The organism is Sedimentibacter sp. LTW-03 (assembly GCF_052059825.1).
Lineage (GTDB): Bacteria > Bacillota > Clostridia > Tissierellales > Sedimentibacteraceae > Sedimentibacter.
Window position 1 is genome coordinate 2222451 of record NZ_CP197180.1, and the last position, 21917, is coordinate 2244367.

Below are 21917 nucleotides of genomic sequence, written 5' to 3' on the forward strand. Positions count from 1 at the left end.
GGAGGGTGTTTATGAAAAAAATTATTTCTTTACTTATTGTTGTTGTGCTCATGTCTTCGCTGCTAATGACAGGATGCCAACAGCAAGAAGAGCAAATGACAAATGTCAGACTTATTGAAGTCACACACTCAATATTCTACGCACCTCAATATGTGGCCATTGAAAAAGGTTTTTTTGAAGAACAGGGACTGAAAATTGATCTTACCAACGGCGGCGGAGCTGATAAATGTATGGCAGCTATGGTTAGCGGAGAAGCGGATATTGCATTTATGGGACCTGAAGCAAGCGTATATGTATATCTTCAGGGAAGAGAAGATCATGCAGTTAACTTTGCACAGTTAACCCAAAGAGACGGGTCCTTTATAGTTGGAAGAGAAAAAGATGATGATTTTACAATTGATAAGCTAAAAGGCAAAACCATACTCGGCGGACGTAAAGGCGGAGTTCCTTTAATGACATTGGAATATGTTATTAAGCAAAGCGGTCTGACACCCGGAGTAGATATTGATGTCAGGACAGATGTGCAGTTTGACATGATGGCAGGAGCATTTCAATCAGGTGAAGCAGATTACACCACATTATTTGAGCCGTTAGCATCTACATTCGAGCTTCAAGGAAACGGCTATGTACTTGAATCTGTAGGATCTCTCGCAGGATATATACCATATACCTGCTACAGCTCTTTAGGAAGCTATATCGAAAAAAACCCTGATATAATTCAAGGTTTTTCAAATGCTCTGTATAAGGGTATGGTATGGGTTGATGAGCATACTTCTCAGGAAGTTGCTGAAGCAATACTGCCGCAATTCCCTGATTCAGATGCAGAATTTATAGCAAAGATAGTACAGACTTACAAAGACTTAGATACTTGGAACCCAGATTTAGTGTTAGGTGAGGAAGGCTACAACAGATTAATAGATATTATGAAAACAGCAGGTGAAATTGAAGAAGGCGCTCCATATGATAAAATTCAAACACCTGAATTTGCAAATAAAGCTAAAGAAAACTACAAGTAGCTCACTAAAAAACTTCAGCCTATGCTGAAGCCTTATACGAAGTTGAAGAATCTCATTTAGAGATTCTTCCTTTTAAATTAATACTGATTAAACACAGGCATTATACCACTATCGGTGAAATCCAAGCCGGCCTCCTGGAATGAAAGCCCTTCAATGCTATACTCTACATCAGCAACACCAAATTGTTCTAAGCAAAGAACAACTATTGCATCCATATCAGAAAACTCCTCCTCAGACAAATTAACCGCTTCAACACCTAAATTTACAACCGCGGTATCGCCTTTAACATTTACATCTCTTAAATTTATTCCTACAGGAATATTATTACTCAGCACTGTATCTTCGGGAGGACCGTTAAATAATTTTTCCACGACGGAAACTGCTGGATTGTCAATTTTACTGGCAGAAAAAGTAACAGGTACATAATGACCGGCAACTTCTGTATCAGGGGCTTTATAATAAACCGTTAGATTAACGCCATCCGCAGAGCCGTACAAATTAATGTTTTCCCTTTCAAACGCAGTATCTATAGCATATCCTTTAGGTAATGAAGCCAACGCCTGACCTTCTACAAGCAATTCAACTTTATTTATTGTAGAGAATTCAGTAAGCGTATATGTAATAGCTGAAATCATATTTTCTTCCTGTTCATATGAAGAAGAATTTAATACATTTTTGCTAAAATCAACTCTGCAAAGCCCATCTTTAATAGACATACCCCTTATCTCAGTCCCTTCCGGCAATACTCCATGAAGTCCAGACTGAGCAATTCTTTTTTCTGTTTCACTGCCTGCGACCATGCTTCTAAGTGTAGCCTTTGCAATTCCTTCTTCCCATGGAATTTTTGTATTTACCGGAACTACAAATCCGTTTTCGTCCTCATAATAAGCAAGTATATCAGCCATTTTCGTATCTTCGGCATTTACCGTCACTGTTTCGATTACAGGTTCCTCGTCAACTTCCTCTCCTATGGCATCTTCTACAATTTCAAAATCTGACATGTCTTCCAATTCTGCTATATCCGGATTATTGCCCTCCTTAAGACCTACCATCATATCTAAAGTACTGCATCCTGTTATACCTACTGCCAAACAAATAATCAATATCAGAGATATAATTTTATTATAAGCCAATTTTCAAACCCTCCTCACGTCTTTATATTTACTATTATATTTAGCATGTACCCGGGATATGAATAATTTATTTAAATATATTATACCTCTTATATATTGATATGCGCCCATAACAGGCACAAACTATTTCATCATAATTACTCCGGCAAGCAAACCCCTCCTGCCCTCTTGACCTCTGTGTGAAAAAAACAAGTCGTTATTGCATTTGGTGCATATACCGGAAAGTTCGATATTTTCCTCTCGTATACCCTCTTGCATCAGTAAGTATTTGTTTATTCCCCATAAATCAAAAAAATATTTTGGTTTATTAGTTTCCATAAAATTTCTGAATTCTTTATTCTCATTGAGAAACATGTCCGCAACATCCTTATCAACTTCAAAGCAGCACTGCCCTAACGAAGGCCCTATTGCAGTGATTATATCTTTAGGATTAGATCTGAACTTGTTTACCATTTCTCTGACCATCTTTCCGGTTATATTCAGCAATGTCCCTCTCCATCCTGCATGGGCAAGGGCAATTACTTCTTTTATAGGGTCATAGTAAAAAACAGGGGTACAATCAGCGTGGAAGGACATGAGAGCTAAGTTTTTTTTATCTGTATATATACCGTCAATATCCTTAAAAGGTGATTCTTCAAATGCTTTTCCCTTATGTTCCTCCGACACGTACTTAACATTGTTCGTATGAGTTTGGTTTGTCTCCACAATATCTTCAACTCTTATACCAAGTCTTTTTGACATTATTTCTATATTTGTTTTAACATTTTTATCACTATCCCCCGTACTGAACCCTATGTTCATGGATTCAAATGCTCCGCAGCTTACCCCTCCTTTTCTTGTGGTAAAGCAGTGCAGCAGGTTATTATATTTCTCAAAAGACGGAAAAGTGATATATTCAAAATCTTGTTTTTTATTCAGTCTGTACATGGCAGCTCCTTTATTAATAATACTGATATTATATGCAAAATTATATCACATTGATTTTTTTTTGTATATGATGAACAAGTATATGTATATTTTATTTTTATGTTATGCTAAAATAAATGTGTAATTATTATATGTGTTTAATTTTATATATTTGAACATGTCAGATAAGGAGGAATTATGATAATATCGCCTGTTTTTGATAAGAACAGCAAAAAAGCATTATACATACAGCTGTATGAATATATTAAATCAGAAATAACCTCAGGTTTATTAAAACCGGATTCAAAGCTTCCTTCAATCAGAGAGGCATCTTCATCTTTAAACTTGAGCAAGACTACTATAGAAAACGCGTACAGTCAGCTTGTCGCTGAAGGTTATATAGAAAATTCTCCAAAGAGAGGCTACTATGTATGTGATTTAAGCGAATATTATTTTGAAATAAATTCCAAACCTCAAAAAAAAATATTGAGTCATTCAAATGAAACAGAATACATTAATGACGGCGTAGACAAAGACAGCTTTGATTCATCTTCTTGGAAAAGGCTGTATAACAAAGTTATTTCTGATGAATATACAGATATTTATAGCAGTGGTTCAATTCAAGGAGAAAAAATTTTAAGGGAGGAAATTGCAAATTTTGTAAATACAATGCGAGGAGGCCATACAAGTCCTCAACAGATAATTGTCGGTGCCGGGGTTCAATATCTTCTAGGAATACTAATAGGAATAATTAAGGAAAATTACAACACCGTAGCAATTGAAAAACCAGGATTCAACAAAGCTGAATACATATTTGAAGATTACATGTTCAACATAGAACATATAGCTGTCACAGATAATGGATTTCCTGTTAATGAACTTCTGAAAAGTAATGCAAGGCTTATTTATATAAGTCCGTCACACCAGTATCCCCTTGGAACGATAATGCCTGTAAATAAACGTATGGAACTTTTAGAATGGGCATATAGAAATGATGGCCTTATTATAGAAGATGACTACGACGCAATGATAAGATACGGAGGGATGCCTATTCCTTGCCTTCAGGGAATGGATAAAAACGATTGTGTTGTATATCTCGGCTCATTCTCCAAAATGCTTTTGCCATCACTAAGAATCAGTTTCATGGTTTTGCCGAAAAAACTTCTGACTGAATACAGTCTTATTAAAACAAGACATACTCAGTCAACTTCCAAAATAGATCAGATTGTATTGGCAAATTTCATGAAGGATGGATATATGCTGAAACATCTTCGGAAAATAAAAAGAGTGTACAAAAAGAAGAGTATGCTTCTTACAGGAAGTTTAAAAACAGAATATAAAGATAACTTGGAAATAATAAATTCGGATTCAGGTCTTCACATAGTATGCGAAGCAAAAACAATTAAAAATGAATCTCAAATAGCAAAAGATGCAAAAAATTCTTGCATACTGCTGAATATCATAAGCCATAAAAACAACAGATTAGTATTTTCATTAAATTACAGCGGAATAAGCGCAAATGAAATTCATGACTTTACTGTCAAGCTTGGAAAAGTGCTCTTTAAATAAAAAGATGTAATAAATGGTTATATAAATTAACAACAATCTGCCTCCTTGGCAGCTTTATCGATAATGGAGGAGACGGAAAAATTCCGTCCTCCGTTTATTATTTATTTTTAAACAAATCTTTATATAGCTCTCCCACCAGCATTGGAATAAATGCAAATGTTAGTATTATACGCCAGTCCAACATTGTTAACGGCATTACATCAAAGATTTCATTTAAGATTGGAATATACAGTACAAGAACCGTAAGCACAAATGATACTAGCACAGCCTGAATCATTCTGATATTTGAAAAAAATCCAATTTTAAACAATGTGTATGTTTGAGACCTGGATGAAAATGCCCTCAAAAGCTCTGCCGTAATCAACGTTGTAAACACAACTGATCTGACATGAATCAAGCCTTTTCCCACGCCGTACATTCTTGAAGCCCAATAATAAGAGAGCAGCGAAGCAAGAGCAATTGCAACTGCTTGAAATACAATTCCAGCCATCATACTTTTATCTAATATAGGTTGCTTTGTATTTCTAGGCGGCTGGTTCATGATTCCAGGTTCTGCATTCTCCACTCCCAAAGCCATCGCCGGAAAGCTGTCCGTAACAAGATTGAGCCACAAAAGCTGAATAGGAACCAAAGGTACTTCCCACCCCAATAATATGCTTAAAAAAACCAGAAGTATCTCTCCAATATTGCAACTTAAAAGAAAGAAAACAAATTTTTTGATATTGCTGAAAATTATTCTTCCTTCCTCAACAGCGTTTACAATTGTTGAAAAATTATCATCCGTAAGAATAACCTCCGCTGTATTTTTCGCAACATCAGTTCCGGTAATTCCCATTGCAACCCCTATGTCAGCTTTTTTAAGAGCAAGAGCATCATTCACACCGTCACCGGTCATCGACGTTATATATCCGTTATCTTTTAGTGCAGTAACTATTTTAACCTTATGTTCCGGTGAAACCCTTGCATAAACTTTTGTCTTGTTAACGACTTCTCTTAACTCCTCATCTGAGTAATTATCAAGTTCTTCTCCCATTATTGCCTGAGTTTCAGATTCTACCATGCCAAGGTCTTTTGCTATTGCATAGGCAGTTTCCTTGTAATCACCCGTAATCATTACCGTTTCAATTCCTGCTGCTTTGCAAAGTTTTATTGACTCTTTGACTTCAGGTCTTGCCGGATCAATCATTCCAACCAGCCCCACAAATATCATGTCTTTTTCAACAAAATCAGGGCTTGGATTTTCTGGAACATCATTCCATATGTTATATGCCATCGAAAGTACTCTCAATGCAGAACGCGCGAACCTTTTATTTACTGAAAGCACTCTATTCTTAAGTTCATCTGTAAAATCAACAATCTTTCCATTCAAAGCTATTTTTGTGCACCTGCTTATAACTATGTCGGGAGCACCCTTTGTAAAAGAGACTACTTTGTTGTTAATGTAATTTGAATGAAACGTTGTCATCATCTTCCGTACAGAATCAAATGGCAGTTCTCCGATTCGAGGGTATACCATATTAAGCTGTTCGGCAGTTTGTCCCAGTTTTCCCGCAAAAGTTATAATTGCTCCTTCCGTTGGATCACCGGTTATTTTATATATGCCTGACGAATTATCCAGCTGTGCATCGTTGGCAAGCGAACCTACAGATACAAGGTTTCTCAGATTGGGAAGTGAGTTTATATTTATTCTTCTTCCATCACACTTAACATCGCCGACAGGATCGTATCCTCCTCCTTCTATATCAAGAATTCTATCATCGACAAATGCTTTTACAACAGTCATTTCATTTTGTGTGAGTGTTCCTGTTTTATCTGAGCATATAACGGATGTAGCCCCTAATGTTTCAACCGCTAAAAGTTTTTTAACTATGGCATTCTTCCCTGCCATTCTGTTCATCCCGATTGCCAAAACTATTGTAACAATAGCCGGCAGTCCCTCAGGTATTGCAGCAACTGCAAGGCTTATTGAAGTCAAAAGCATGTCCAGAACCTGTCTTCCTTGAAAAGATCCCAGTAAGAATACAACTATACATATTAGAATTGTAAGCGTACCCAGCACTTTTCCAAGTTGGTTCAGCTTAACCTGCAGAGGGGTTTCCTCATCATCATAGGACTGAATTTTTGTAGCAATGTTTCCAATTTCCGTATTATGTCCTGTTCCCACAACGACACCTTTACCTCTGCCATAAGTGACAATGGTACTTGAAAATCCCATGTTGTGCCTGTCTCCTATTCCGACGCTACCTGCTATCTGAGATTTTGAATCCTTTTCCACGGGAACGGATTCTCCCGTCAAAGATGCCTCCTCGACTTTCATGTTAGAGGTGTCCAGCAGCCTCATGTCAGCAGGAATTATATCTCCGGCCTCTAAAACCACCACATCACCCGGTACAATTTCAGCAGCCGGCAATGTTACAACGATTCCTTCTCTTACTACTTTTGCGTTCGGTGCACTCATTTTTTGAAGTGCTTCTACAGATTTTTCCGCCTTTCCCTCCTGGTAGATACCCAGTATGGCATTTATTATTACAATTGCCAATATTACAAAAGCATCTTCCTTTTCGCCTACAAATGCCGATATACCTGCAGCAATCAACAAAATAATAATTAAAAAATCTGCAAATTGTGCAATAACTTTTGAAACAAAACTCTTTTTTGCTTGTTCCTCCAGCTCATTTCTTCCGTACTCCTCTAGCCTCTTAGCTGCCTCTTCGTTGCTTAGCCCGTAACTTAAATTAGTTACCAGTTCATTTAATACTTCTTTTTTACCTTTGTTATACCATTCCAAATTATTTCCCCCTAACAAATAATTTGATGTTGTTAAAATTTCTTTTGCAACATTCAATAGTATAATATATTATGTTATTTTCTATTTATTACTTAATATTTGTCCCATTCTTACTCCCATGAGAGAAGCCATCATTAATCCGCGTGTCCAGCCACTGGCATCTCCCAAGCAATACAAATTTTTAATGCTTGTTTCAAAATTTGTACTTAGTTCAACCTTATTGCTATAGAACTTAACCTCAGGCCCGTAAAGCAATGTCTCTGTTGATGCAAATCCAGGCACAACCGTATTCAGTGCTTCTATAAAGTTTATAATATTTGTCATCGTCCTGTATGGTATTGCAGATGTTATATCCCCGGCAACTGCGTCAGGCAGCGTTGGAACAACATTTGATCTGGACAGCTCAGATTGCCATGTCCTTTTACCGTCCAGAATATCTCCGTATCTTTGAACAAGAATTTTCCCATCTCCAAGCATATTTAAAAGCTCCGCAACCTTGGCTCCATACTTTATAGGTTCATTGAAAGGATAACTGAAATTATGAGAGCTTAGTATAGCAAGGTTCGTGTTGTTAGATTTTCTTCCCTTGTATGAGTGCCCGTTCACAACTGCAAGGCTGTCGTCATAGTTCTCCTGGCTTACAAATCCTCCCGGATTTTGGCAAAATGTCCTTACCTTATCCTTAAACGGAGCAGGATAACCTATCAGCTTTGATTCATAAAGAATGTTATTTACTCTTTCCATTACCTCGTTTCGCACTTCAACCCTCACGCCTATATCAACTGTTCCTGCATGGTGGTTTATATTATGCTCTACGCAAAGTGCTTTTACCCAGTCGGCACCTTTTCTACCGGCTGATATTACCACATTGTCCGCATAGAATTTTTCCTCCTGGTTTTTCTTTAATGAGTCTGTTGTAACAACACCTATTACACACTCGTTTTCTACTATTATATCTTTTGTTGTTGTTCCGAATTTAACTTCAACACCACTATCCAGAAGATGATTCTGTATTTTTCTATAAATATCCTGGGCTTTTTCAGTTCCCAAGTGCCTTATAGGGCAGTCCACCAGTTTAAGCCCTGCTTCTATAGCTTTCCTTCTTACCTCTTTTATTTCCTCCTTGGCATTGATTCCTTCTATCTTAGTGTCTGCACCAAAGCTGAGATATATATCGTCAGTATAATTTATTAATTCCTGAGTGTATTCATATCCTATTAATTCCGGTAAGTCTCCTCCAACTTCAGGACTTAACGACAACTTACCGTCAGAAAACGCACCCGCTCCGGAAAAACCGGTTGTTATGCTGCAATATGGCTGGCAGTTAATGCATTTTTTCGTTTTATCCTTTGGGCAGTTTCTTTTTTCAATGGCTTTCCCTTGCTCAACCAACAATATTTTTTTATCAGGGTACTTTCTGTTAAACTCAAAAGCAGTAAATATGCCTGACGGTCCGGCCCCAACAATAATTAAATTATATTTCATCACAATCTCCTTGTATTTGTTATGCTGTTTCTAATTTTGCATCAAAATAATTTTATGTCACTATAATAGTACATAAATATTATACTTTTCTTGTGCAAATGTGTCATTAAAATATTGGATTTAGTATTCAATTAATACTACTTCATTTTCATTAATTCCAGATGTTATTTCTACATAGTCATCATTTTTTAATCCTGTAGTTACTTCTCTTTCAACTTCATTTCCATCTTCTATAACAGTCACATATTCTTTTTTGCTTTTCTCATATACAGCATCTCTATCCACCATAAGAACATCTTTTTTCTCTTCCAGAATAATTACGGTATCTACTTCAGTTCCAATTTTTATTTTCATATCTTCTATGAAGTCTGCTTCTATTCTTACCCTTTTCTGCTCGACTCCCAGCTCGGATATTGTTGATTCAGCCTTAGGGTAAATTCTATTGATTTTCAACTCATATGAATTATTTCCCGCATTGATTATGAAAGGCATTCCTGTAACAATTTTAGCTGTATCTTCTGCCAGTATTTCTACGTAAATTCCAAGGCTGTTTTCGTCCTGTATTTCAACAACCGGAACACCTGTCTTTGTCATACTTCCCTGATGTACATTCAGCTCAGTAATAATTCCGTCAAATTCAGCTTTTACAGATGACTGTTCAATCTTTTGTTCAATTATTTTTATTTGAACCATTATTTCCTCTATCTGTGCTTCGTACTGCTTTTTAACATTACCGGATACTCCCTGCATCATTAAATCATAGTTATTTTTTGCTTCCTGAAGCTGATTTTCCAAAGAAGAAACATTGTTTTCCGCTTCCTTATATTCTACCTCACTAACCGCACTATTTTCGTACAAATTCTTGATCTTTTCTAAATTATCTTTAGCAAGTTCAAGGCTGCTTTCAATAGTGCTTATATTGAGTCTTAAATTTGATATTTCTTGAAAATCCGCTCCTTTAACTGTCTCGTTATACAGTGCCGTTATCGCCTCAATCTGCTTGTTTGCTCTTTCTATCTCCAGGTCATAGCTGTTTTCGTAGGTTAATATTATATCCCCGTTTTTCACCTTATCTCCTATTGAAAAATTGAGTACCTTTACCCTTTGGCTCATATCCGAGTAAAATGTATTTACTCTTTTTGAAAAAACCGTTCCTGTTTCTTCCAGTGTACTTTGTATGGTACCTTTTTTTGCCTTTGCCGTATTTCCTTCGTAAGAGTTCCGTCCACCTGATAATACTGAAAAAGCAACAATAAAAGCAAACACTAAGAATATTGTTAATATTAAGTACTTCTTTTTATATCTTATTTTCATTTTGCCCTCCAATTTATAATTATGATATTCTGTTTTTTAATGCTTGCATAAAATCAAGCTTGTTTATTTTCGCATACGTCATTAACTGAGCAAGCATAATAAATACTATAGTAAGAATTATTGAAACAACTATATTTGATAGATTGACAGGCTCATTCATTGTATAAACATCCGTAGTAAATGATTCACCTAAATAAGCAATCAGCCACAACCCCATCGGTATACCTGCCACGATTCCTATTACCGTCATAATCATATTTTCACGAATCAGCATGCTGAATATTTCCTTTTTTGAAAAACCCATTACTCTGAGCGATGAAAATTCCAATGTTCTTTCATTTATACTCATAAGCGTCATGCTGTATACGATTATAAAACCTAAAAGCCCTGAAAACACAACCATAAATCCCATAGACATAGCTGTAATCGCAGTAAACTCCTCAAATGCTTTTTTCATATCGTACTGTGACTGCACAGTAATATTTTTCATATCTTCAAGTTTATTAATAACATCGTCGTCAGAATTTATATAAACACCATTAATAGTTCTCTTGTCAAGAAAGCACTCTCTAAGATAATCAATATCTATATACGCGTTTATCCCCAACGATTGCTTGATGATTCCCTTTACTCTCACATAGTTGCTGTCATCGTCAACAAAGCTGTCCAGTAATATTTCGTCTCCCATTTTAATATTCAAAGCATTTGCCAGATTTGATGAAATTAATATTCCATCAGAAGGAATATAAGCCTTATTACCATTCATGTCCATAAAATCATAAAAAACCGTATCCTTCTTTAAGCCTATAATATTAACAATTTTTGATTTTTTCCCGTTTATTATTTCAAACGGTATTTCTATTCTGCCCTCCATATTTTTTATACTTATGGATTCTTTAAATTCGTTCACAACATCATCATTCTTAAATCCATCAAAGCTTACATTATACTGAGCCTTTATAAATTCGCCGTAATGCTTGTTAAACATTACATCCATTACATTTATCATCCATATTGTCATAATCATCATACCGCAAGTTATAGAAACTGCCGCTCCAATGAAAACAAACTTCTTTTTTTCTCTGAATATACTTCTTAAAACAATCTTCCATGAAAATGGAACATGATTCCAAATTGGTTTTATATTTTCTATAAATATTCTCCTGCCTTGCTTAGGAGACTCGGGTTTCATAGCTTCAGCAGGATTTATACTCAAAATTCCTTTTACACCCCAGAAACCAGCAGCAACACAAAACATCAATGATAGCAGAACCGAAACAAATATTCTATAATAATAAACTTTTACTGTCAACATTGGAATATTAAAGAAAACAAGATAATAATTTGTCATCATTCCTGACAATGCAGTTCCTATAAGTGACCCTGCAAGCCCTCCTATAAATCCTACCGATGCAGCATATTTTAGGTAATGAATAACTATTTCACTGTTCATAAATCCCAATGCCTTTAATACACCTATTGATGTCCTGTCCTTTTTAACTATTCTTGACAGCATTGTGGAAAGCATTATGCCAGCAAAAACCAAAAATACAACCGGAATTGATTTCGACATCATTTCCAAACCGGAAATTTCCTCTGAAAGCATACTGTTGCTCAACTGGTCAGATTTCTTAATTACTCTCGTAACGCCGTAATCGTCGAGCCTGTTTTCAAGGTATTCCGCAGTTTTTTCTACATTTCCTCCTTCATTAAGTTTAACCAGCATTTCATTGAAATTGCCGCCTGACCCATAAACATTCCTCAAATAATTTTCTTCAATAAAAACAATGCCGAACCCCTCAGGGTCTGGAAGCAATGTCTGCTCGTTTTGCATCATATACACATACTCCGAACTTGATGCTATCCCTGAAACATTATATTCATGCTGTTTACCGTTAATTTTTATCTGTATAGAATCACCGATCTTTATACCTCTGGCTGAAGCAAACTGCTCTATAACGATTACATTTTTTTCATTCAAATCTCTTTTGCCTGATTTAATAAACAACTTACTTATTTCATTCTCATGTTTATCCACAGAAACTACCCGTATATCAACATTGCTATTTTCATTGTCAGTTATCATCTTTGTATCAAATACAATTCTTGCATCTACTTGCTTAATTTCGTGATCTCCTAAGAGCTTTCCTTCTAGATTTCCCGGTATTCCTGTACCTTTTATAAAGATATCTGCAAAATTTGCTTCCACATAGTATTCATCAATTGCGTCTCTTAAGTTAATAGCAGAATTACTGACCGCAGTAAAAACGAAAATACCCGTTACTATGATTGCAAGCACTGCAATGTATTGACCTTTGGTAGTCTTGATCATTCTAAAAAGTCTTTTATCAAGCTTTTTCATTACCATTCAATCCTTTCAGCAGCTATTGGATTTTCATTAACTGTTATTTCAGTTATTTTTCCGCTTCTCATTTTAATAACCTGATCCGCCATCTGTGCAATTGACGAATTGTGGGTTATTACAATAACGGTATTTCCATATTTCTTATTTACATCTTTTAGTACTTTTAATATCTGAATACCCGTTTCAAAATCCAATGCACCTGTGGGTTCGTCGCACAGCAAAATCTGTGGATTCTTTGCAACTGCTCTTGCTATGGCAACTCTCTGCTGTTCTCCGCCGCTCATTTGTGATGGAAAATGATCAGCCCTGTCTCCAAGCCCTACTGACTCAAGTACCTCATCAATTCCAATAGCATTCTCACAAAGCTCCGATGCAAGTTCTACATTTTCCTTTGCAGTCAATGTAGCCATTAAATTATAAAACTGAAAAACAAAACCTATTTTATTTCTTCTGTAATATGTGAGTTCCTTGTCACTCATATTTGTTATAAGTTCATTATTAAAATAAGCTCTGCCGTCTGTGGGAGTATCCATACCGCCTATTATATTGAGAAGAGTACTTTTACCCGAACCGCTCGGTCCCAATATTACAACAAAATCACCTTTTTTCACCTCAAAGCTGGCATTTTTAAGCGCCTTCACAGTTACTTCACCCATCTGATAATTTTTGCTTAGCTCTTCAACCCTCAGTATCTTTTCATTCATATACATTCCCTCTTAATCTAGTTTAAAATTCCAAACATAACTATATTAATAAGTTTAATATAGTCATTCTTAACAAGATCATAATATTTATCAAAATTGCTGTCATTATCGATAAAATAAGACAAATACCTTCCTTCGATAACATTTGTTATCCCCATAATAACAGTTACAATATCTTCTTTATCAACATCATTCTTCAATGGCAAATGACTTATCATATCAACAACAATATCTATACCAATCTGCTTTATCTCAGAATATCTGACTGCCAACCTTTTCTGAAGTTTTTTAGGAGAATTATAAAAACTTTTAACTAACAAACTGTAATGCAAAGGATTCTTTACAAAAAAATTATATTTTAATTCTATTAACTTTGTAAGAGCCGAACAAAAGTCCGGATCATAATAATCAAACCCTTCATATGCTTCAAAGACATCATCTATGCACATATTTATAGTTGTTATATATAAATTTTCCTTGTTTTTAAAATAGTGAAAAACAAGCCCTTTTGATACACCTGCATCCCTGCTTATTTTGTCTGTGCTGGCTTTGTCAAATCCATTGTCAGCAAACTCTTTAAGGCTTGCCGATAGTATTTTATCTTTTTTAGTTTCACACGACACGCATAACCCTCCAGTTAATTATTGACTATATAGTCAATTTCATTATACATTATATTGACCATCCAGTCAATAAATGCATAAAAAAACTCAGCAAAAAAATAAGGCTATGTACTAGCCCTATTAATATCTAAAGTTCTCTGCTTCTTATATTTAATTTTTACTATTCTCAATTTTCTCAGCCAAATCATTCAAATAAACCCATCTGTTCATTTTTTCCTCAAGCTTTTTTTCCTGAAAATGTTTTTCATCCATTAATTCCTGCAGTTTGACATAGTCCGTAGAATATTTTTCTAATTGGTTTTCCAAATGAGATATATTGTTTTCAAGCTGAGCTATATCATCATCTATTGTTTCATATTCCCGCAGTTCTCTATAGGTAAATTTAAGCTTTTTTGGTTTTTCTCTTATTTCTTTTGTAACACTTTTTTCTTTTTTTTGTTTCTCATCAACATTTTTGCGTTCATTAGCTGATTTTTCTGAAATATAATCCGAATATCCACCGTTATATTCTTTTATTTCACCGATTCCGTCACCTGGAAGTTCTAAAATAGTATTAACTACCTTGTCGAGAAAGTATCTGTCGTGCGAAACAGTTATTACGGCTCCCTTAAAACTCTCAAGATAATCTTCAAGAATTGTCAGAGTCTCTATATCCAAATCATTGGTAGGTTCATCAAGCAATAAAATATTTGGAGATTTCATCAAAACACCCAGCAAGAATAGTCTTCGCCTTTCTCCGCCGGAAAGCCTGTCAATAGTATTGTACTGGAGATCCGAAGAAAACAAAAATTTCTCAAGCATTTGGGAAGCCGTTATTTTACCGTCATTGGTCTCCACTATTTCTGCAATATTTTTAATATAGTCAATCACACGTTCAGAAACATCAATATTATCGGCTTCCTGTGCAAAATAGCCAAGTTTGACTGTACTGCCAATTTCAACATTTCCGCTGTCAGAGCTTATTTTTCCGGCAATAATATTCATCAATGTAGATTTGCCGGAGCCGTTGGCACCTACAATACCCAATCTTGCATCTCTTAAAACAATATATTCAAAATTATCTATTATTTTTTTCCCGCCATAACTTTTTGAAATATTTTTAATTTCAATTGTCTTTTTGCCAAGCCTTGATGATACCGAGCCAACCTCCAACTTATCATCAATTTCTGTTCCCATTTGTTCTTTGAGCTTTTCAAATTCTTGTATTCGTCCCTTTGCCTTTGTTCCCCTTGCTCTCGCTCCTCTCTGAATCCATGCCAATTCTTTTTTGTAGAGCGTCCTTTTTTTCCTCTCACTACTTTGTTCACTTTCCTCACGCAAAGTTTTTAGCTCAAGGAATTTCGAATAATTTCCCTCATAGGCATATAAATTTCCTCTGTGTAGTTCGACTATTCTGTTGGAAACTCTGTTTAGAAAATATCTGTCATGAGTAACCATCAATATTGCTCCACTGTATTTTATCAAGTAATTTTCAAGCCATGCAATCATTTCATTATCTAAATGGTTGGTGGGTTCGTCTAGTATCAGGAGCTCACACGGATTTACCAAAGCACTGGCAATTGCAACCTTTTTTCTCTGCCCCACAGAAAGAAGGCTTACATTTTTATCAAACTCATCTATTCCAAGCTTATTTAATATGGTCTTTGCCTCATACTCCATCAGCACTTTTGTTTCTGAAGAAGCATTTAGAAATATTTGTTCAAGCACCGTCAAGTTATCACTAAACTCAGGCACCTGGGGAAGGTAACCAACCCTTACGCCATTTCTGTAAACAATATTTCCGCTGTCAGGCTCTTCAATCTGTGCAGCAATTTTTAGCAGAGTTGATTTACCTGTTCCGTTTATTCCAACAAAACCAATTTTATCATTACTTTCTATATATAAATTTACATTGTCCAACAAAGGCTTAAGTCCAAAGCTTTTGCTGATATTTTCAAGTGTTAAAATCATATTTCAGCCTTTCAAATTAATATAGCATATCATTTCAGTCTAAATAAATAATTATTCCTTACTATCATCTCTTTACTTAAAATCCATCATTTAACATGCTCAACCTTTTCATTGATGCATATTTCGAGGAGGTGTGGATTATTAAAATATTTTTCCAGAAATCTAAGCGATCTAGCAAAGTATAAGCCGTCACAAATTCTCTCATCTAAAGTATAACCTATTATGCAGCACTTTTTGACAACAATCTTATCATTTTCTACCATTGGCATTTTCACAGTCTTGCCTAAAGCAGCAAAAATACCTGTTGTTCCAAAATCATAAAGATGGTGATAAATATAATTTGTATCTATTGATTTCAAATAAGTAAAAAACATTGACGTATGAAAGGGACTGGCCATAATAACGCTCTTGGGTAGCATATTGTACCTATCCATTAATTTTATACTTCTGACTAAAGTTTTCTTAACAAATCCCGGCATTGACATTATTCTTTTCGCCAATTTATCTGTATCATTATTTTTTTTACATGATATTGCTTCAGATATTTTTCGATTTATTATTTCAGTTATAGCAAAAATATCCTCTTGACCGGTAAACTCTAATTTCACCGTAGTTTCTTCCCCATCATCCCTCAGAGATCGCTTAACAGCCATAGAAACAAAAATGCCGTTTCGCTGATAGATTTTACTATTCATTACAAACCGGTTTAGTTGAGGTCTTTCAGCAATAAGTCGAACATAAGCAGCTATAAATAAATGCATATACCTGATATTAAAGCCTTGTTCTTTTTTCTCTGCAATATACCGGTCAATTGTATCTGCACAAAAAACCTGCTTAGAAAAATTCTGTGCATCGCTGCGCTTTTCCATAACATAAGGAATAACTTTCATAAAAGGATTTAGTGATTTTACCAATGTGCCGTCACTTCGCTTCATAAATTCCTCCGAAATTTACTTTTCAATTGTGGAATACAATTAAAGGTTAGAGCCTCTAGTTTTCTTAGACATATCATATCCCAATTCATAATATTGATTATTATTGAATTCAAATGATTTTATTACATCAAGGCACAGTTTTTCAGTATGAGCCTTAAATGATCTGGGATTAATTTTATTTATAAATGTTATTAGTATAGGGAACCGTTCTTTCATCTGCAATCTTGAAAATTCAAAAAGATTAGGTAAAACTTCAGTGCCTCTGTATTCTTTGTCTATACATACCGGTCCGTATTGATAAGAATTATTCGTTGAAAGCACCGTATCCAGGTATCTTGTATTAGGCAAATCTGCTATCATTTTTTGAAAAAGAGGCCATGGCTCCCAAAACTGCCATGAAGCTGCCATAACATACGCAACAATTCTTTCACCATGGCATGCTATTGCAAGCCCGTTTTCTTTTTCTATCAAATCTTTAAGTTGTTTTTCAGAAAATAAAGTTGTAACAAATCCATCTTGTTTGTCTTCTTCGCTCACTGTAGATACGTGATATTTTTTCTGAAGAAGTAATATTGAAGCAATGTCTCTTAAAGAAGCGTTTCGATATTCCATAATATTACCGTCCTTTCTTGAATAATAAATTACCTATATTATAACACTATTTTGCTATACGGTATATCATGTATTTAATATAATTGTTTTTTACTAAAAATAAAGGCGGTCAAGCCTATATCTTAACTGCCCTTACTATGCTTTACTAAAATATATTTTTTAAATTGCCTATAACATAAACAATGTAAATGGATATGCAGACGGTTCCGAAACAAACTCTGTAACCTTCTTTGTCTTAGGATGTTTGAATCCAAACTTATGTGACCAAAGAGCAATTTGAGTAAATTCCTTTTTCTTAACAAAAACTTTGTTGTATTTATTATCTCCCCATATAGGCAAGCCAGCATTTGAAAGCTGCACTCTAATTTGATGGTGCCTACCTGTATATAATTTTACTTTAAGCAATGACAGTGTGCCATATTCTTCAGTTTCCACAGAGTCGAGCACTTGATACTCAAGTTTTGCAAGTTTTCCCTGCTTATCATCCTGCACTGTAACCTTTGACATATTGATTGTTTTCAATTTCTTCAAATAATTCTCGAGAAGAATTGCTTTTTCAGTTTCCCCGCTGCCGCAAACAACTGTCAAATATTCTTTTTGTGTTTCTCTCATCTGCACTTGCCTAGAAAGCTCTTTATTTGCAAATTCCGTCTTTGCATAAATAATCAGACCACCTACCGGACGGTCAAGTCTATGCACCAACCCTAAATACATCTTATTGTCTTTTTTTTGTACATATTTCATCGCTGCAGTCATCAAATCCTCGTCATTTGATTTATCGCTTTGCGAAGGTACGCCTTGAGGCTTAACAAGACATAGTATATGCTTGTCTTCGTATATTATGTTTAGTTCCATTTGTTCTCCGATATTTTTTTTTAATATTCGCCTATGTTTCCTAAATTATATCCGCATAGGAAGCTTCCGCTGCTTTTACCAGGTCATCAGGCTTAATTATAATCTGTGTGCCTATTACCCCAGCACTTACAAGAATTTTATCCTGCAACAGTGCAGATTCATCCACAAATGTTTTATAATGTTTCTTCATTCCTATAGGAGAGCATCCTCCTCTGACATATCCTGTATTTTTGGTAAGTTCACGTAACGGAAGCATTTCTATTTTTTTCTCGCCGGATGCCTTGGCAGCCTTTTTCAAATCAAGTTCATATTCAACTGGAATGCAAAAGACATACAACTCTTTGCTGTGTCCTGTTGCTACAAGTGTTTTAAACACTGTTTCAGGATCTTTACCTGTTTTATGGGCCACCGAAACTCCGTCAATATTTCCATCGTTACTTTCATAGCTCATGTAGTCATAATCAATATTAATAGAGTCTAAAATTCTCATAGCATTTGTTTTATTGACTTTTTTCAAAATATCACCTCTATTTCAATTTATAAAAATTTTTGTGCGCTAAAAATTAAAAAGTTACAATTCTATACAAATCTTCAATTCTTTATATTACAGCATAATGATATAATTGTATATCTCATAATATACATATATATTAAAAAGAAGTGCAGCAATTGTAATTATAACAAATCCTCGTTTCTTTGTTTTATGGTGGAATAACTTCATTGCAGCAATGCTGCCAAATACGCCTCCTATGAAGCTTAATGTGTGCATTGTTTTCTCCTTAACTCTCCACTTGTCTCTCTTAGCCTTTTCTTTATCTATAAAAAATACAATAAATGATATTAGGTTTATACAAATTAAATATATTGTTGCAAACATTACTTTATTCATTTGTCTTCCTCACAATAAGCTTATTAATTTTTTTACCTTCATTTATAAACCTCTCTTCATATTCGGTCATAACATTGTCTTCAAGATAAGAGCTTCCATGCAAATCTCGTGTAATCATAAGAAATCCCCAACCGTTTTCTTTAAATTGCTCGACAGAATATTCAAACAAATCATTATTATCTGTCTTCATATGTATTTCTCCGCTATCTGTAAGAACCAACTTATATACATCCAAAAAACTTTTGTGTGTAAGCCTTCTTTTGTAATGCGAAGGTTTTGGCCAAGGGTCTGAAAAATTTAAATAAATTCTTTCAATTGTTTTCGGTTTAAAAACATCTTTTAATATATCTCCGTTAGAATAAACAATGTAGTAGTTTGGCGGGTCATTTTCAAAGACAGCTTTTGCGCATCTATATGCAACCTTAACACTTTTTTCAAATCCAAAAAAGTTTACATGAGGGTTTTTCAACGCAGTTTTTCTTAAAAACCCTCCTTTGCCACATCCTAATTCCACATGTATAGGATAATCATTTTTAAATACTTCATTTAATTTATGTCCTGCACTTTCCGGTTCAGTAATCACTCTTTCACAGTCCTTTAAATACTGATACTGACCGGGAACGTATCTCAATCGCATGTTTTTCTCCTTACCATAATGATGACTCCAGCTTGAGGGCTCCCCCAGCTGCTTTATATATCTGTATCTAACTTGAATTTTACCTTATTTTTAATTAATTAACAATATTAATTTGTGGCAAAAGTTATCTATTGCATATATTTCCTAAATAAAGTAGAATATCGGTAACAAACAATATGAGGTGAAATATGGAGTTTTTAATGAACATGAGTGGTCCTCTTTTGTATATCATTATATTTTGCGCTAAGATAGTGGAAGTCTCTGTTTCTACTATCAGACTGGTATACATTAACAAAGGTGAGCGAGTAAAAGGAACCATACTTGCATTTATAGAAATAACAATATGGTTGGTAGTGGTAAGCTCTGTACTTAACAATATAACCGAAGACCCTTTTAAAGCTCTTGTTTATGCAGCAGCATTTTCACTTGGAAATTATATCGGTGTTACAATAGAATCTAAAATAGCCGTAGGGCTTGCGTCAATTCAGGTTGTGGTAGCTGCCGAAACTGGGGAAAAGCTGGCTGAAATTCTGCGCGAACAAGGCTATGGAGTTACGATTATTGATGGCAAAGGTAAAAATGATAATAAAAAGGCTCTTCTATTTATTCAGTTAAAGAGAAAAAAGATACCTGAAGCAGTTAAGCTTATAAAGCAAACAACTCCAAATGCATATATAACAGTCAATGATATCAAAACAATGCTGGGAGGATATTTGAAATAGCACAATAAAGGGCGCTTTCGGCGCCCTAAATTATTTTTTACTGAATTTATTTTACAAAAGCATTGTAAATTGCTCTTATTGCCTTTTCAAAATCATTATCTTCAACACCAACTATTATATTAATTTCGCTTGATCCTTGATCGATCATGCGTATATTGATGTTATTTTCGCCCAATGCATTAAACAGCTTTGCGGAAATACCCGGTTTGAAAGCCATTTTGACGCCTACTGTAGTTACAAGGCTCAAGTTTTTATGAGCATGAACATATTCTGCCATGCATTTTTCTTTTAGCTCCTCTACCAATTCGTGGGTTATTCTTTCAACACTCTCTGTAGGAAGCACTATTGAGAAACTATCTATGCCTGAAGGTATATGATCAATGCTAATTCCTCTATCCTCAAAAACCTCAAGAGCTCTTCTTATGATGCCAATTTCATTTGCCATATGTTCCTTATGAACATAGAAAACCGTGAAATTTTTCTTTCCGGCTATACCTGTAATTACATGGTCATCACCGTTGCCTTCATATGATTTTTCGTCTCCGACTATTATTGTTCCCGAATTATCGGGCTCATTTGTGTTTCTTATGTTTATTGGAATCCCTGCTTGGCGTGCAGGGAAAACAGCTTCGTCATGAAGTACGGAAGCCCCCATATAAGACAGCTCCCTAAGCTCCTGATATGTTATTCTCTTTATTTGTTTTGGATTTTTTATAATTCTCGGATCAGCTATCATAAAACCTGAAACATCCGTCCAATTTTCATAAATATCCGCTCCTATGGCAGAGGCTATTATTGAACCCGTTATATCTGATCCTCCCCTTGAGAATGTCTTTATGCTGCCGTCAGGATATGAACCGTAAAACCCTGAAATAATTGCTCTTTCGGAATTTTCTAGCCTTTTCTTAAGCTCTTCATTTGTTTTTTCTATATTGACGGTTCCATCATAGTTAAAGAAAATAATATCCTTCGAATCGATGAAATCACAATGCATATAATCTGCTAAAAGCATTGCACTTAAATATTCGCCTCTGCTTACAATATAGTCCTCATCACACTTGTTGTCCAGATTCTTTTTAATAGTGTCAAATTCTTTTTTAAGATCTATCGTTAATTTTAATTCTTCCTTTATTGAATTAAATCTATCTTCAATGATATTAAATATGGTCATGTATGGTACCGAAAATTTAATATGTGCATTAGTCAAATATAATAAATCAGTAATTTTATTATCTTCCTTAAACCTTTTTCCCGGAGCAGAAACAACTACATATTTTCTATTTTTTTCACTTTCTATTATTGCCTTCACTTTTCTGAACTGATCTGCATCAGCCATTGAAGTACCTCCGAATTTTGCTACCTTTAACACGTCTTTCCCTCCTTTATCAATGCCTGATAAAATATAACTTTATTA

19 protein-coding genes are annotated in these 21917 nt (G+C 34.9%); 3 read left to right on the forward strand and 16 right to left on the reverse strand.

The window, feature by feature from the left end:
- Positions 1 to 11 precede the first annotated feature (11 nt).
- Positions 12 to 1016, forward strand: coding sequence for an ABC transporter substrate-binding protein (locus ACS3UD_RS11170; protein ID WP_308139544.1), 1005 nt, complete (start codon positions 12 to 14; stop codon positions 1014 to 1016).
- A gap of 77 nt (positions 1017 to 1093) precedes the next feature.
- On the opposite strand, the gene ACS3UD_RS11175 is transcribed toward ACS3UD_RS11170, so the two are convergent.
- Positions 1094 to 2149 (reverse strand): GerMN domain-containing protein, encoded by a 1056-nt coding sequence (locus ACS3UD_RS11175; RefSeq protein ID WP_308139543.1) that lies wholly within the window; start codon positions 2147 to 2149, stop codon positions 1094 to 1096.
- 123 nt (positions 2150 to 2272) lie between these two features.
- The gene (gene pgeF / locus ACS3UD_RS11180) at positions 2273 to 3076 is read right to left on the reverse strand and encodes a peptidoglycan editing factor PgeF (protein ID WP_308139542.1); all 804 of its coding nucleotides are present in this window, start codon (positions 3074 to 3076) and stop codon (positions 2273 to 2275) included.
- A 177-nt stretch (positions 3077 to 3253) separates the two neighbouring features.
- On the opposite strand from pgeF, the gene pdxR reads away from it, so the two are divergent.
- Complete coding sequence (gene pdxR, locus ACS3UD_RS11185) at positions 3254 to 4624, forward strand: MocR-like pyridoxine biosynthesis transcription factor PdxR (RefSeq protein ID WP_308139541.1); 1371 nt, start codon at positions 3254 to 3256, stop codon at positions 4622 to 4624.
- Positions 4625 to 4721: 97 nt separating this feature from the next.
- On the opposite strand, the gene ACS3UD_RS11190 is transcribed toward pdxR, so the two are convergent.
- The 13 genes from ACS3UD_RS11190 to trmB all read right to left on the reverse strand — a co-directional run bounded on the left by ACS3UD_RS11190 (position 4722) and on the right by trmB (position 19781).
- On the reverse strand, positions 4722 to 7412 hold the full coding sequence (locus ACS3UD_RS11190; protein ID WP_308139540.1) for a cation-translocating P-type ATPase: 2691 nt from the start codon (positions 7410 to 7412) through the stop codon (positions 4722 to 4724).
- 81 nt (positions 7413 to 7493) lie between these two features.
- Positions 7494 to 8897, reverse strand: coding sequence for an NAD(P)/FAD-dependent oxidoreductase (locus tag ACS3UD_RS11195; RefSeq protein WP_308139539.1), 1404 nt, complete (start codon positions 8895 to 8897; stop codon positions 7494 to 7496).
- A gap of 120 nt (positions 8898 to 9017) precedes the next feature.
- Complete coding sequence (locus tag ACS3UD_RS11200; RefSeq protein WP_308139538.1) at positions 9018 to 10211, reverse strand: efflux RND transporter periplasmic adaptor subunit; 1194 nt, start codon at positions 10209 to 10211, stop codon at positions 9018 to 9020.
- A 19-nt stretch (positions 10212 to 10230) separates the two neighbouring features.
- On the reverse strand, positions 10231 to 12573 hold the full coding sequence (locus tag ACS3UD_RS11205; protein WP_308139537.1) for an ABC transporter permease: 2343 nt from the start codon (positions 12571 to 12573) through the stop codon (positions 10231 to 10233).
- A complete protein-coding gene (locus ACS3UD_RS11210; RefSeq protein ID WP_213925766.1) occupies positions 12573 to 13280 on the reverse strand; it encodes an ABC transporter ATP-binding protein in 708 nt (235 codons plus the stop codon). The genes ACS3UD_RS11205 and ACS3UD_RS11210 overlap by 1 nt, the downstream gene beginning before the upstream one ends.
- A gap of 17 nt (positions 13281 to 13297) precedes the next feature.
- Entirely contained in the window at positions 13298 to 13903 is a 606-nt protein-coding gene (locus ACS3UD_RS11215) for a TetR/AcrR family transcriptional regulator (protein ID WP_308139536.1), read from the reverse strand.
- Positions 13904 to 14053: 150 nt separating this feature from the next.
- A complete protein-coding gene (locus tag ACS3UD_RS11220; protein ID WP_308139535.1) occupies positions 14054 to 15853 on the reverse strand; it encodes an ABC-F family ATP-binding cassette domain-containing protein in 1800 nt (599 codons plus the stop codon).
- An 86-nt stretch (positions 15854 to 15939) separates the two neighbouring features.
- Positions 15940 to 16788: a 2-oxo acid dehydrogenase subunit E2 gene (locus ACS3UD_RS11225; protein WP_308139534.1), complete on the reverse strand. Its 849-nt coding sequence runs from the start codon at positions 16786 to 16788 to the stop codon at positions 15940 to 15942.
- A gap of 39 nt (positions 16789 to 16827) precedes the next feature.
- Positions 16828 to 17400: a GNAT family acetyltransferase gene (locus ACS3UD_RS11230; protein ID WP_308139533.1), complete on the reverse strand. Its 573-nt coding sequence runs from the start codon at positions 17398 to 17400 to the stop codon at positions 16828 to 16830.
- Between the two features lie 168 nt (positions 17401 to 17568).
- Entirely contained in the window at positions 17569 to 18255 is a 687-nt protein-coding gene (locus tag ACS3UD_RS11235; protein ID WP_308139532.1) for an RluA family pseudouridine synthase, read from the reverse strand.
- A 40-nt stretch (positions 18256 to 18295) separates the two neighbouring features.
- Positions 18296 to 18772 carry a Cys-tRNA(Pro) deacylase gene (gene ybaK, locus ACS3UD_RS11240; RefSeq protein ID WP_308139531.1) on the reverse strand — a complete coding sequence of 159 codons (477 nt, stop codon included), beginning with the start codon at positions 18770 to 18772 and terminating at the stop codon, positions 18296 to 18298.
- Between the two features lie 87 nt (positions 18773 to 18859).
- A complete protein-coding gene (locus tag ACS3UD_RS11245; RefSeq protein WP_308139530.1) occupies positions 18860 to 19144 on the reverse strand; it encodes a DUF1294 domain-containing protein in 285 nt (94 codons plus the stop codon).
- Positions 19137 to 19781: a tRNA (guanosine(46)-N7)-methyltransferase TrmB gene (gene trmB / locus ACS3UD_RS11250; protein ID WP_308139529.1), complete on the reverse strand. Its 645-nt coding sequence runs from the start codon at positions 19779 to 19781 to the stop codon at positions 19137 to 19139. Before trmB ends, ACS3UD_RS11245 begins: the two co-directional genes overlap by 8 nt.
- Positions 19782 to 19969: 188 nt before the next feature.
- Here trmB and ACS3UD_RS11255 point away from each other — a divergent pair, with 188 nt between their 5' ends.
- Entirely contained in the window at positions 19970 to 20503 is a 534-nt protein-coding gene (locus tag ACS3UD_RS11255; RefSeq protein WP_308139528.1) for a DUF2179 domain-containing protein, read from the forward strand.
- Between the two features lie 46 nt (positions 20504 to 20549).
- Here the strand turns inward: ACS3UD_RS11255 and ACS3UD_RS11260 are convergent, their stop codons facing one another.
- Positions 20550 to 21872, reverse strand: a complete 1323-nt coding sequence (locus ACS3UD_RS11260) for an aspartate kinase (protein WP_308139527.1) — start codon at positions 21870 to 21872, stop codon at positions 20550 to 20552.
- Positions 21873 to 21917: the final 45 nt, after the last annotated feature.

Excerpts from the sequence above, each read along its gene's own strand:
- ACS3UD_RS11170 (WP_308139544.1), top strand. The coding sequence starts at position 12 with ATGAAAAAAATTATTTCTTTACTTATTGTTGTTGTGCTCATGTCTTCG.
- pgeF (WP_308139542.1), bottom strand. The coding sequence starts at position 3,076 with ATGTACAGACTGAATAAAAAACAAGATTTTGAATATATCACTTTTCCG.
- pdxR (WP_308139541.1), top strand. The coding sequence starts at position 3,254 with ATGATAATATCGCCTGTTTTTGATAAGAACAGCAAAAAAGCATTATAC.
- ACS3UD_RS11195 (WP_308139539.1), bottom strand. The coding sequence starts at position 8,897 with ATGAAATATAATTTAATTATTGTTGGGGCCGGACCGTCAGGCATATTT.
- ACS3UD_RS11200 (WP_308139538.1), bottom strand. The coding sequence starts at position 10,211 with ATGAAAATAAGATATAAAAAGAAGTACTTAATATTAACAATATTCTTA.
- ACS3UD_RS11205 (WP_308139537.1), bottom strand. The coding sequence starts at position 12,573 with ATGAAAAAGCTTGATAAAAGACTTTTTAGAATGATCAAGACTACCAAA.
- ACS3UD_RS11210 (WP_213925766.1), bottom strand. The coding sequence starts at position 13,280 with ATGAATGAAAAGATACTGAGGGTTGAAGAGCTAAGCAAAAATTATCAG.
- ACS3UD_RS11220 (WP_308139535.1), bottom strand. The coding sequence starts at position 15,853 with ATGATTTTAACACTTGAAAATATCAGCAAAAGCTTTGGACTTAAGCCT.
- ACS3UD_RS11225 (WP_308139534.1), bottom strand. The coding sequence starts at position 16,788 with ATGAAGCGAAGTGACGGCACATTGGTAAAATCACTAAATCCTTTTATG.
- ACS3UD_RS11230 (WP_308139533.1), bottom strand. The coding sequence starts at position 17,400 with ATGGAATATCGAAACGCTTCTTTAAGAGACATTGCTTCAATATTACTT.
- ACS3UD_RS11235 (WP_308139532.1), bottom strand. The coding sequence starts at position 18,255 with ATGGAACTAAACATAATATACGAAGACAAGCATATACTATGTCTTGTT.
- ACS3UD_RS11245 (WP_308139530.1), bottom strand. The coding sequence starts at position 19,144 with ATGAATAAAGTAATGTTTGCAACAATATATTTAATTTGTATAAACCTA.
- trmB (WP_308139529.1), bottom strand. The coding sequence starts at position 19,781 with ATGCGATTGAGATACGTTCCCGGTCAGTATCAGTATTTAAAGGACTGT.
- ACS3UD_RS11255 (WP_308139528.1), top strand. The coding sequence starts at position 19,970 with ATGGAGTTTTTAATGAACATGAGTGGTCCTCTTTTGTATATCATTATA.